A 12180-nucleotide genomic window follows, 5' to 3' on the forward strand; every position below is an offset into this window, starting at 1 on the left:
CTTCAGCCGTCGGGCATCCGGCTGGAAAGTTCAAAAAAGGGCGTAGGGTAGCGCACATCCACTGAAAACGGCTACCGGACTTTGCACGAAAGGCCCTGCCGGTAACGTCTGTTGCGCGAAGCCGGCTTGGTGGCTTCCATCCCGGCACGGTAGATTGTGCCGCCAGTGGGTGGTGGGCAGGATGGAAGGGGTCAAGAAAACCGTTTTGAGCGAGGCAGGACCAATGACCGAACGCATTGCCGTGGCGATGTCAGGGGGCGTGGACAGTTCCACTGTGGCGGCCCTGCTCAAGGAGCAAGGGTACGACATTATCGGTTTCTCCATGCAGCTTTGGAACCAGCGCCGCATCAACGTGGATGCCGACGGCAATCCGCTGCCGTCCCGGTGCTGCTCCCTCGACGACCTCTACGATGCGCGGGCCGTGGCCGAGGCGCTGGGCATTCCTTTCTACGTCCTCAACTTCGAGGACGACTTCGAGGCCCGTGTGGTACGGCCGTTCGTCGTGAGCTACCTCAACGGCAACACGCCCAGCCCGTGTGTGGCCTGCAACAGCCGGATGAAGTTTGACACCCTCGTGGCGCTGGCCCGGGATGTCGGCGCGGCGAAAGTCGCCACCGGACACTACGCCCGCGTGCAGTTCAACACCACGACCGGACGCTGGGAACTGCGCAAGGGCCGCGATGCCCGCAAGGACCAGTCCTACTTCCTCTTTGAACTCACCCAGGAGCAGCTTGCCAGTGCGCTGTTTCCGCTGGGCGAACTGTCGAAGGCTGAAACGCGCGCCATTGCGCGCCGCCATGGTCTGCCGACCGCCGAAAAGGCCGAAAGCCAGGAAATCTGCTTCATTCCCGACGGCAACTATGCCCGGTTCATCGAACGCTACCTTGCGGAAGCCGGTGGTACGGTTGCCGGCGAGCCGCAGTCTCCGGTAGCGCCGCGGCTGGTTCAACTTGGATTGCGTCGCAACCTGCCGCAACCGGGCGAGATTGTCACCACGGACGGACGCGTGCTTGGACGGCACAACGGCATTCATCGCTACACCATCGGCCAGCGCCGCGGCCTTGGCATCACGGCCGGCGACGGCCGCCCGCTCTACGTCGTCGGCCTCGACGCCGCCCGGGGGCAGGTCATCGTCGGGCCCGAAGAAGCCCTGCCGGGCAAGGCCCTGACGGCGACGCGCGTCAACTGGATTGCCCTGCCGGAGCTGACGGCTCCCCGCCGCTGTGCCGCACGCATCCGCTACCGCCACGAAGAAGCGCCCGCGACGCTCCATCCGCTGCCCGACGGCAATGTGCAGGTGGTTTTCGATACTCCACAAAAGGCTATCACGCCGGGACAGGCGGTGGTGTTTTACGAAGGTGAGCTGGTGCTGGGCGGCGGCTGGATCACTGCACAAGACTGAAACACCTGCGCTGCCGGGCAGAGGTTTCAGGGACAACCGCGCCACGGATGGACGAAGACCCGGAAAAACCTTTCAGAGTGTAAGATTTTTGTTGCCTGGCGGGAGACGGCTGTTGCAGAGTCAGAAATCTTCAACGACGCATAGGTTTCAAACAAGCGCCATGGCAACGACCCCGACAACCTGTGTCTGGCTGCACGGCGACGGGCTGTCTCCCTATGATGCTGCGTTGCAGGCCTATCCGGCCGCGCCGGTCATTTTTGTCTTCGATGAACCGCTGCTGACGGAAGGCTATCGCCTGACGTTCAAGCGGCTGTTTTTCATCTACGAGTGCATCGTGGACCTGTACGAACGCATCCCGAATCCGGTCAAGGAACTGCGGCGCGGAAACGTCGTCGAGGAGGTGCTTGATTTCTGCCGGACGCACAGGGCCACGCATCTGGCCGTCACAGAGACCTATGCCCCACGGTACCGGGAGTTTGTGCGCCTGTTCGAGCAGCAGGGATTGACCGTGCAGCAGTTTCCAAAACCCAAACTCGTGCCGTATAGTGGCCCTGCGCCCAAGCGCTTCATGCCTTTCTGGAAAAACATCGAACGTACTGCTTTTCGTGACTGAAAACCTTGTGACGTGCCTGTGCGCCGTCCTTGTTCCGACTCGTGGTTAACCATGCCCCTCGCGCGCCTTCTTCACCGCACCACGGCCAAGCATCCGCGCAGCCTCAAGCAACGGGATGCACTCATCGAACTGACGGCTGACCTCATTGAGCGGGCCAACCTGGAAGTCAAGGAAACCTACCGTTTTCAGATTGACCGGCAGGACATCGTGATTCCCAATCTGCCGGATGATTTTCACGGATTCACGATTGCCCAGCTTTCAGACATCCACCACAGCCCGTATCTCTCGCTGGAGCACCTGACTGAAGCCGTGACGGAAACCAATGCGCTGCGCCCGGATGTCATCGTCCTGACGGGAGACTACGTCACGCACACGGCGCGCTATGTTGAGCCATGCGCCGAATGTCTGGGACGGCTGCGGGCACGGTTCGGGGTCTTTGCCGTTCTGGGCAACCACGATGTCTGGGTTGGAGCCTCTGCCGTCACCCAGGCTTTCGAGCGGCACGGCATCCCGGTACTGCACAACACCAACCTTCCGCTCTACATCGGTGGACGGTTCATTTACCTGTGCGGCCTCGGCGATACGACGACGCGCAACCACGACCTTGTCGCGGCCCTCAAGGGCACCCGCCGCCGGGACGTGCGCATCCTGCTTTCACACAATCCCAACATCATCAAGGAAGCTTCACTCGCCGAGTGTGATCTTGTGCTGTCGGGACATACGCACGGCGGGCAGGTCAAGCTGCCGGTCATTGGTGCCCCGATTTCCTACAACCGCCACGGCAAGCAGTACACCCGTGGCTGGGCGCAGATGAAAAAGACCCAGATTTATGTCAACCGTGGGCTGGGAACAATCTTTCTGCCGATTCGCTATCAGTGCCCACCGGAAATTTCCCTGCTGCGGCTTCTTCGGACGCCTGACCAAAGACCAACCTGAACCAACTCCATGACGCACGGACGACCACGACAACGCGGTGCCGAGCGGGGAAGCGGATTTCAGGAAGCGATCAACCATACCAACGAAGCGTATGAGAAACTCGGACGGGCGTGCATTACACGCAAAGCCATTCCGGGAAAATACGTTGTGCCCATCGGTATCCGTCGCCGGGGGCTGGCAGTGCCGCTTCCTCCCTCGCTTGCGCCCCTGAAAACCGGGGATGCCCTCACCACCACGGCATTTCGGCAGGCGCTGGCCGCCGGCCGGGAAGGCGACCCGCGCGCGTTCATCCCGGAATCGCGCGGCGAACCGGATTACGGCGGGGTTGTGGCCCCGCACGGACGGGGCATCTTCTACGATGCCAAGACCACCAGGCGCGACCTGCTGGACTTCGACAACCTGCACCCCCACCAGGTGACATTTCTGGAAAGAATGGCCGCCTGTGGGGCCATTGCCGGGTTTCTCGTCGAGTTCGCCAAACACGGAGCGGTTTTTTTCATCCCCATTCAGATGGTCACGCTCTTTCGCGCCGCCCGTCGCCGCAAGAGCATTCCCTACCACGTCTGCGCCGCGCACCTCACACCGGTCCGGGCCGGGCGCGGATTGGTCATTTACGACTACCTGCCGGCCATCGAGCAGCAGGAACAGCGGTATGGGCCGGACTACGCCTGCCTGTGCTCCAGCATCAAAGGCGCGACACCCTCCCTGACAGCCCCAAGGCACGAGGCTGATGACCCCGCACCAGTTCCCCGCCTGCCGGAAAAGCGGAGCTAAAGCCGATGCCGAAGAAGCCACTCATCCTCATCGCCGACGACGAAGAAATGCTGTGCGAGCTGTATGCCGAGCTGCTTCAGCCGCACTATGAGATTGTCCTGGCGCGCAACGGGACAGAAGCCAGGGAGAAAGCTCTTTCCACGCCGGGTCTGTGCGGCATCCTGATGGATGTCCAGATGCCCGGCATGAACGGCCTGCAGGTTGCCAGGGAAGTTCTTGTCAAACGTCCCGAAGTGCGGATCATCATCATGTCCGGCACGGACGTGACCTACCGCGTACGGCAGATGTTTGCCTCTGAACAGGTGGCTTTTCTCGTCAAGCCCTTTGAGCTGGAAGCCTTGCTGTTGCTGGCAAAACAGCATTTCAGCCCGCCGGTCCCGGAGTAAACCGGGTAAAAACCAGGCTCAGCGGTCAAACCCCACAATCAGCTCCGGCATTTCGGCGGACAGAATCCGTTTGACCAGCGAGAACTTGTGTTCCTGCCACCGCTGCTGGAACACCTTGACGGTCGGAGCTTCCGGCGTAGCGTATGTGGGATCAAATAATGGATTGCTGCCGCCAAAAACCACACCTTCTCCGGCGCGCCGGATGTAGCCGCCACCCACCGTAAAAAACTCGACGATGAGTTCATCAGCCTTTTCACCCAACTGGTTTTCGATGAGCTGGCGCAGGCGTCCCAGGGCCGGCGTGGTTTCTGTCGTCTGACTCGGCAGCACAACCAGAAACAGGTGATCAGCCAGAATGACCAGGAGAAACCGCAGGGTGGCTTCGCCGGGATGAGTCTTCATAAGCTGGAGCAACGCCTGCCGGTCATCGGGCGGCAGCGAGGGGAAATCCTCCATGGCCTTGTCCACGTCGAGACGGAACATTTCCGTGCCATCGAGGTGTTTCTCCACCTGGTCGCGCTTCATCACCTGCACGGTGTTGCCCTCGGCCCCGTAGCTCTGCGACAGGTCAAACATGATGCTGTGCAGGTTGGGCAATACGCCGGGAAAGCTCAGCAACAAATCCCGCTGGCGGATGTTGGGGATGGCCTGCTCGAACATCGTCCGCAGGACCATCGTTTCGCGCACAACGTCGCGCAGATCGCCCCGGCGCAACAGCGTACCGACCTTGAGAAACGATACCGGGTCGTCAAGACGCTTGCCCAGGAAATCCACGTAGAAGCGATTGAACAGATCAATATCCGCTTCGGTGAGAGGTGAGTCGCTGGCCTGACGGTGCTCCATGGTGAACCTGGTCGTACTTCAAAACATTGCCCTCTGGAAAGCCGGAGCCTGCTGAAAAAAATGTGCAACCACAGGATGAAAACGACGTGAAGACAGAAACACCATGGTAATCATTCACTCCGGGAGTGTCCATACGGGATGTGGCGGCATCAACGACCCAGCAGCGTGACGTACCGGCACCAGACTCGGTACTGGTGGAGTCTCTGGCTTGCCGTTTGTCTGACCGGGATGGCCTGGGGGCAGGAAAGCCGCCCCCCCTTTGCCGAAGACGAAGAGGCGCAGAACCGTCTCCAGCGGGGGATTTCCCTGTATCAGCAAAGCCAGTATGCGGCAGCCCTGGAAGTACTTGAACCGCTCGTCATTCACCATCCCGAACAGGCGGTCGCCTATCGGATGCTGGGTTTGTGCTACTTGCAACTCAAGCAGTACCAGCCGGCCGTCACGGCACTGCGCAAGGCTATTGAGCTGACACGCGCCCAGGAAAAACGGGAGGACGCCGTTGCCCGTCTGGCGCTGGGCAGGGCACTGTTTCTGGCGGGAGACCCGGCGGCAGCCCTTCCCGAACTGGAATACGCCGCGCAGCGCCCCGAAGCCGACGCTGCGACCCTGACACTTCTGGGCTATGCCTACTACCGGCAGGGGAACGAAGCCGCCGCGCGGAAAACCCTGCTCCAGTCCGTGGCGCGGGATGAGCGGCAGACCGAGGCGTGGCGGCTGCTGGCCGAACTCGATGTTCAGGCGGTTACGGCGACCCCGGATGACCCGGCCGCCGTCAAACGCGCTCAGTCCAGTATCGAGAAAGTCAACCGTTTCGAGCCAGTCGTTGCGGCCGGACTGCGGGGGCGACTGCTCGTGGCCCAGCGCCAGTTCGCCAAGGCCATCCCGGAACTCGACCGCGCCCTGACGGCCCAACCCGATGAAGCGACGCTCGTGTTTGCTCTGGGGCTGGCGCTGTCCCGCGAGGGGCAGCTTGAGCGCGCCACAACCACACTGACCAGGGCGACTTCCCTGTTGCCGCAGGAAGCCGGCGTCTGGCGGGAGTTGGGTTACGTCCACGAACGTGCCGGGCGTACCGAAGCGGCCATTGCCGCCTATGAAAAGGCCGCAGCGCTGACCAACGGCCAGGATGCCTTCGTCACGCGCGCCCTGGAACGGCTCAAAACACCGTAACTTTCTCATTCATCCTCGCCAGGCGAGCCGTTCCAGATCAGACGCAGAGCTTCCAGGGCATCGGCGCGCACCAGCTCGTTGTCGTCCTTCACCACTGCCCGCCGCAGCGGCCGGATGGCTTTTGGGTGCCGGATGCGGCCCAGTGAACGGGCTGCGCCAGCGCGCACGAGGTAATCCGCATCACCGGCAAGCAGAGGAATCAGGGCGTCCACGGCGCGCACATCTTCCAGCTCACCAAGGGCAACGGCGGCGGCATAGCGTACCCAGTGGTGGTCATCTTCCAGCATGGCCAGCATCGTCTCGAAATTCGGCTTGTAGCGCAGCCGTCCGAGCGCCAGTGTGACCGAACTCCGCACCAGCGGGTCAGCGTGGTGCAGATCAGGCAACAGCGTCTGGGCCGTGCCTTCATCGCCCAACTCCCCGATGGCATCGGCCACAGCCACTCGTACCCACCAGTCCGGGTCATGCAGAAGCGGCAGAAGTTTTGGCAGGGCAGACACTTCTCTTTGCAACCGCAACGCTTCCACCGCCTGCAGGCGAACCTGGGCGGAAACATCCGACAACTGTTCGATGAGCAGTTCCACGGGCGGAGAGGAGGGAGAATCAGTGGCGTGACTCATACAGGCTATGACCGTCTGCAACGCCAGCGACCGGCCCAACGGGACTGGCAGCCGCACCGGCAATTCAGGGTGTGTTGACGCTCGCAGAAAGCAAAACTTACACTCTATGCTGCTTTGTGAACAAGGACCCGCCGCCCGCCGGCAACTGTACCAAAGCCAACCACCCGGCAGCGATTCGCTGTGAACTCTTCTGACAAAGCCACATGACGACAACGTACCTGGTGCACAGACAACCCGGCTTTGCCCTTACCCGACGGGGAAAAGTTGTCCGCTGGATCGCTGTCACCCTGGGTTTTTGTCTGGTGGCGGCTCTGGTCAGCGCTGGGATTCTGCTCTACGTCCGGTATCCGTCCGCCTTGGGCACACTGGATGTGGTGACGACCCCACCGGGCGCTGAAGTCTGGCTCGATGGGCGGCGCGTGGGCACGTCCCCCTGCACGATTGAACGGGTTGGCTCCGGCTTTCATACGCTGCGCGCAGTGCACGAAGGGTTCCTGCTGGCCGAGCGCGAAGTTCTGGTTGAGCCAGGTGAACAGCCGGAAGCTGTCAGCTTCGTCCTGCAACCCATCAAGGCTGAACCACCGCCGGCAGCGCGCGCCAGTGACAGCGCGCCGACCGAGCGGATTGCTGAGTTCATGCAGCGCGCCGAAGAGGCTTTTCAGCGCGGCGACTGGGTGACACCGGCCAATGACAACGCGCTGTACTACGCCGATGCGGTGCTGCTCATTCAACCGGACAACGAACCGGCGCGCGCCATGCGCACCAGAGTGCAAAACGCCCTTGTGCGGCAGGCTGAGCTGGCTGCCGGCCGCGGCGATCTCGCCACGGCCCAGTCCACCTACAATCTGCTGCTCAACCGCTTTCCCAGCGACGAACGCAGCCAGTCCGGCATAACGCGCATTGCCGACCTGATTGATGCCAACCGGGGGCAGGCCGCACACTTTCTCGCTCTGGCAGAAGCGGCCTTTGCCGCCGGGCGCTACCTTGATCCGCCTCACAACAACGCCTACTTCTACCTGTCGCAGGTTCTGGCCCACGAGCGTGGGCATCCACAGGCGCAAGCCCTGCGGGCGGAAATCCGCCAGCGCGTGCAAGCGCAGGCTGAAGCGCGGGTGGAAGAAGGCGCGCTGGAACAGGCCATTGGCGAATACCGGCGGCTGGCACGCCTTTTCCCGGAAGACCGGACACTGCTCTACCGCGCCGGACAACTTGAACGGCAGCGCACGGCTGACCGGTCACTCACCGTCTCGGCTGTTTCGGTGCCGGCGATCCGTCAGACGCCGGGGCGTCGTTCCGAAACCGTTGGAACCTTGCGCTTTTCCGCCACAGGCCTGGTTTTTGCCGCTCCACGTGGTGCAGAAAGTCTTTCCCTGGCAACGGAAGACATTGCCGGGTTGCGTCTCCTCCGCGATGAGCTTTCCGTGACCACGACCGCCGGGGCCGTGTATCGGTTCACAGGACGCGACCTCGCACATGGCGTTGCTCTCTGGCAGACGCTGCGCCGGTCCCCAACTCCAGCTTCCCCATCCTCCAAACAGGAATCTTCTGCGCACCCCAACCACCAGCCCCAATGAATTCACCCAACGACAACAACCGACTCCCGCGCCCGACGGACAAGCTCACCGCTTTCCTCAGTGAACACTTCCCGGCGGCCATCCTCTCCATCGAACCCCTCCTGGGTGATGCGTCAACCCGCATGTACTTCCGCATTCGCCGGGAGCGTGAAACCTTCATTGCGGCGGTCTATGCCGAACCGTTTGATGTCACGACATTTGCCTACCTGGATGTCACCCGGCTTTTCCAGTCGGCCGGCATTCCGGTGCCCCAGGTATTCGCGGTGGACGGCCGCCGGGGCGTGGTACTCCAGCAGGATGTCGGTGACTGGCGGCTTCAGGATGTCCTCACAACCCAACCGGAAGTGGCCCGCCGTGTGGACTACGACCTGGCACTCCACCTGATTGTGGACATCCAGAAAACGACCCCCCTGGCTCAGGCCCGCAACTCCATTGCCTGGCGGCAGGCGTTTGACGACGAAAAGCTGTTCTGGGAAATGAACTACTTTTTCCGTAACTACGTCGAACGCTACGGCCGCTGGGTGTTGTCGGCGGAACAGGAAGCTCTGGTGCTGGGCGAACTCTTTGCCCTCACCTACCGTCTGGCGCGGGTCCCGCGCGTTGTCTGTCACCGCGACTACCACGCGCGCAACCTCATGCACCACGCCGGACGGCTCTGGGTCATTGATCATCAGGATGCCCGCATGGGGCCGGCCACTTACGATCTGGCCTCGCTTCTGGGTGACCCCTACGCGGCACTGGACGAGGACTTTCAGGCCACACTCAGGGAGCGGTTCTGGCAGCTCCACCGGGCTGCCTTTGGCGCGCAATACTACGCCTCCCGCCGCCAGTTCGAGCAGGAATACCAACTCATGCTGGTGCAACGCCTGCTCAAGGCCATTGGGACCTATGCCTATCAGTTCGCCGTGCGCAACAATCCGGTTTATTTGGGCTACATCCCGATTGCCCTGCACACGACGGCCCGTGCTCTGGAAGGCATTGCCGACCTGCCCATGGTGAAGTGGCTCGTCGAGTCGGCTATCGAGCGTGAGGCGCCACGGGCTGCCGCTGCGCCGGAAGTGGCCTTCACGGCGCCCCTTCCCACAACACCTCTGGCCGGTACGTGAAGCAGAACCACGCAGCGGCCAGAGACAAAAAGGGCATCCGATTGGGCGCATCCGGTTTGGGAACCAGCCCTTCAGCGCTGCGCCGTGGCTTCTGCCACCGGCAGTTCGGCTGGCGTCGTTGTGCCAGAAGGGATGCCGGCGGTGATGGGCGCGGCGTCCGTGCGCTTCTTCTCGAAGCGCCGGATGTATTCGACCAGGTAGTTGATCTGTTGCAGGGTCAGCTTGTCCTTGTAGGCCGGCATGACCTTGCCCTTGCCGTTGACAATGGAAGTGACCATCCCCGGTGATGAGTTATTGGCCTGCCAGCCGGCATCCTGAAAGTTCGTGGCATTGATGGCTTTGTTTCCTCCACCGTTGACCTGATGGCATCCGGCGCAGGCCGCGTAGTTGCGGGTTTGCAGCTCGGCCAGCATCGCCTTGTAGTGGGCGATTTCATCCGCCGGCGTGTCTTTGGGAAGACCGTCCGTTGAGCCTTCGTACAGCACTTGCGCCTCCCGCAGATAGGCCGGGGCCGTACGCGAAGCGGCGATGGAAGAACTCCCCAGACGCGGTTCACTGGCATTGCGCGCGCCAACAAAACACCCCGTGGCCATCACTGCCGTCAGGCCCAGCAGGGCGACTGTTTTCACTTTGTCCGTCATGATCGTACTCCTTGTGCAAGCCTCCGGGTCGTAAGGCATAAGCCACGCTTCCTGCCGGGTGTCAACCGGGGATTCCCGGCACACGCGCCCCGTTTGACCACTGGGGGACCACGCCAGCACTAAGGCTTGTTCTGGCGCTCGGCCACCATGCGCTCAACATCGCTCAGGGTCGGCAAACCATTACACTGCCTTCCCTTGAAGGCGCGCAGATAGGCCACCAGGTAGCGAATCTGCTGGGGACTCAACTGGTTGTAGTAGGCCGGCATGGCCCCGCCGCCGTTGCCAATCCCCTTGCCGTTGTAAATCGAGGAATAAATCCCGCCGTCCGAGTTGTTTTCCTGCCAGCCGGGGTCGGTGAAGTTCGTCGAACGTGGCACGTTCCCACAACCGTTGTGCCCGTGGCAGCCGACGCAGTTGTTTTGAAAGAGGGCGCGCCCTTCACGATAGATTTCAACCGGATCGCGGTACATTTCGCCCTCATCCAGCACCACCCGCGCTGGCGAGCCCAGAGGGTCATTTCCGGCCACGTCCTGCTCATTGACCTGTTGCAGGTTGAGCGGCGTCACCCGGTCACGTAACGCGGCGGCCTCACGTGCGCCCGGCGTGTTTTGCGCCACACTTTCGCGCCGGATTTCCTCTGCCGTCTTGAGTGTAGATGTCTGATTCTGAAGCGGCATCGGTGCCTTCGGATAGCGGGTTTCATTCGGATCACGTGAGCCGACGAAGCAGCCACCGACCAGAAGCGCCAAGGCACTGCCAAGGACGATGATCTTGATGCTTTTCATGGTTCAACCTCGCGCACGTCGTGGGACGCATTCACGACAAATCAAGCACTGGCGGGGGAACGCCGCAGCCGTGTCAACCGGGGGGGTTCAGGCTCACGCGCCCGTTCACGAAAGGTCACGGTGAGCAGTTCACCGTTGGCGACATAATCCACCATGTCAGCGTTTGACAGGATTCTCGGCAGCGAAACACTGCGGGCAATCCTCCCAACACACATATACAGGTCCATACCCACCCGCTGAACCTCGATGTGCTCGTTTTCGGTCAGGAACGGAATCCGTACAACAAAGCGCCGAATGTCCGGGTCATCCGTGGGCTGGCGTTCTTCGACCCACATGTTTTTCTTGCTGTAGAGCACCTGCCCGATGTCGGTTTCACCGAAGGCCTTGGCGCCGACCTGGCGCAGCGCTTCGACTCCCAACGGTTCGCAGGGTTCCAGAAACAGTTTGAAAATCGGCAACGGGGCAAAGGCTGACTCGATATCTTCGAGGTATCGCCCGTGCAGCTTGGCCCAGTAATCGAAGTAGCTGCCGAGTTGGGCTCCGTGCAGTGCCTCGCCCACGGGGTAAATCTTGTTGACAACGACGGCATCAATCGTCAGGCCATAGATGTGGGTGAAAGTGTAAGCCCGCTTGCTTTCCAGAATCGAAAGCTTTTCCGGGTTGATCACCAGGCGCAGAGTGACGTTTTCTCCGGTCAGAAACGTGCTGACCTGGTTCATCGCATCCAGCAACTGGTTGACTTCGTTAAAGAATTCCGGGTCAGGACCATTCGACGAACCAAACGGCTTCATCATCGAGGACATCCCCTGGTACACCCGAAACAGCTTCTTGCCCATGCTTCCGCCGACGATGAGTTCGGGGTAGGCCAGCAGCCGCAAGGTGTTGCCGGTCGGCGACGTGTCGAGAATGACGACCTCCCACAGTCCCGACAGTGCCTCGCGGTGGAGGCGTACCAGGGAGAAAATCTCATCCAGCCCCGGCTGTGTAGAAAGTTCCGACGCCACCGAAGAGCGGATGCCACGTTTTTCGTAGCTTTCGGACACGAACTTCTCGAAGTTGCCCATGTTGCGCTTGGCTTCGTAGAGCGTGTCGATTTCGAGACCAAACAGGTTTTCGGCAATGGGGGTCGGGTCTGTCCGCGAAAGCGACATCTGAAAGACATCGCCCAGCGAATGGGCCGGATCGCTGGAGATGACCAGCACCCGCTTGCCAGCCGCTGCCAAGGTCACGGCGGTGGCCGCCGAGACAGTCGTTTTGCCCGTCCCCCCTTTGCCGGAGTAGATGATGACTCGTGTGTTCGTCATGATAACCCTTTCCGGTGTATGCCGCC

The 12180-nt window shown here is 61.5% G+C and carries 13 protein-coding genes; 8 read left to right on the top strand and 5 right to left on the bottom strand.

The window, feature by feature from the left end:
- The first annotated feature begins 223 nt into the window (after positions 1-223).
- From mnmA to J8C01_RS10760, 5 genes are all read left to right on the top strand, one after another.
- Entirely contained in the window at positions 224-1402 is a 1179-nt protein-coding gene (gene mnmA, locus J8C01_RS10740) for a tRNA 2-thiouridine(34) synthase MnmA (protein ID WP_041569209.1), read from the top strand.
- A gap of 160 nt (positions 1403-1562) precedes the next feature.
- Positions 1563-2015 carry a hypothetical protein gene (locus tag J8C01_RS10745; protein WP_211431912.1) on the top strand — a complete coding sequence of 151 codons (453 nt, stop codon included), beginning with the start codon at positions 1563-1565 and terminating at the stop codon, positions 2013-2015.
- A gap of 51 nt (positions 2016-2066) precedes the next feature.
- Entirely contained in the window at positions 2067-2951 is an 885-nt protein-coding gene (locus J8C01_RS10750; RefSeq protein ID WP_211431913.1) for a metallophosphoesterase, read from the top strand.
- 9 nt (positions 2952-2960) lie between these two features.
- On the top strand, positions 2961-3725 hold the full coding sequence (locus tag J8C01_RS10755; protein ID WP_014100651.1) for a Holliday junction resolvase RecU: 765 nt from the start codon (positions 2961-2963) through the stop codon (positions 3723-3725).
- A 5-nt stretch (positions 3726-3730) separates the two neighbouring features.
- A complete protein-coding gene (locus tag J8C01_RS10760) occupies positions 3731-4111 on the top strand; it encodes a response regulator (protein ID WP_211431914.1) in 381 nt (126 codons plus the stop codon).
- 18 nt (positions 4112-4129) lie between these two features.
- Here the strand turns inward: J8C01_RS10760 and J8C01_RS10765 are convergent, their stop codons facing one another.
- Positions 4130-4954 carry a hypothetical protein gene (locus J8C01_RS10765; protein ID WP_014100653.1) on the bottom strand — a complete coding sequence of 275 codons (825 nt, stop codon included), beginning with the start codon at positions 4952-4954 and terminating at the stop codon, positions 4130-4132.
- A gap of 165 nt (positions 4955-5119) precedes the next feature.
- Here J8C01_RS10765 and J8C01_RS10770 point away from each other — a divergent pair, with 165 nt between their 5' ends.
- Positions 5120-6124 carry a tetratricopeptide repeat protein gene (locus tag J8C01_RS10770; protein ID WP_211431915.1) on the top strand — a complete coding sequence of 335 codons (1005 nt, stop codon included), beginning with the start codon at positions 5120-5122 and terminating at the stop codon, positions 6122-6124.
- 5 nt (positions 6125-6129) lie between these two features.
- Here the strand turns inward: J8C01_RS10770 and J8C01_RS10775 are convergent, their stop codons facing one another.
- Positions 6130-6744, bottom strand: coding sequence for a HEAT repeat domain-containing protein (locus tag J8C01_RS10775; protein ID WP_211431916.1), 615 nt, complete (start codon positions 6742-6744; stop codon positions 6130-6132).
- A 203-nt stretch (positions 6745-6947) separates the two neighbouring features.
- On the opposite strand from J8C01_RS10775, the gene J8C01_RS10780 reads away from it, so the two are divergent.
- Positions 6948-8318, top strand: a complete 1371-nt coding sequence (locus J8C01_RS10780; protein ID WP_211431917.1) for a PEGA domain-containing protein — start codon at positions 6948-6950, stop codon at positions 8316-8318.
- Positions 8315-9424, top strand: coding sequence for an aminoglycoside phosphotransferase family protein (locus J8C01_RS10785; protein WP_211431918.1), 1110 nt, complete (start codon positions 8315-8317; stop codon positions 9422-9424). The genes J8C01_RS10780 and J8C01_RS10785 overlap by 4 nt, the downstream gene beginning before the upstream one ends.
- 71 nt (positions 9425-9495) lie before the next feature.
- On the opposite strand, the gene J8C01_RS10790 is transcribed toward J8C01_RS10785, so the two are convergent.
- The 3 genes from J8C01_RS10790 to J8C01_RS10800 all read right to left on the bottom strand — a co-directional run bounded on the left by J8C01_RS10790 (position 9496) and on the right by J8C01_RS10800 (position 12154).
- Positions 9496-10065 carry a c-type cytochrome gene (locus tag J8C01_RS10790; protein ID WP_014100658.1) on the bottom strand — a complete coding sequence of 190 codons (570 nt, stop codon included), beginning with the start codon at positions 10063-10065 and terminating at the stop codon, positions 9496-9498.
- A gap of 119 nt (positions 10066-10184) precedes the next feature.
- Entirely contained in the window at positions 10185-10850 is a 666-nt protein-coding gene (locus J8C01_RS10795) for a c-type cytochrome (protein WP_014100659.1), read from the bottom strand.
- Between the two features lie 41 nt (positions 10851-10891).
- Complete coding sequence (locus J8C01_RS10800) at positions 10892-12154, bottom strand: ArsA family ATPase (protein ID WP_014100660.1); 1263 nt, start codon at positions 12152-12154, stop codon at positions 10892-10894.
- Between the last annotated feature and the right edge of the window lie 26 nt (positions 12155-12180).

The sequence above is a fragment of the Chloracidobacterium sp. D genome, from assembly GCF_018304685.1.
Classification (GTDB): domain Bacteria; phylum Acidobacteriota; class Blastocatellia; order Chloracidobacteriales; family Chloracidobacteriaceae; genus Chloracidobacterium; species Chloracidobacterium thermophilum.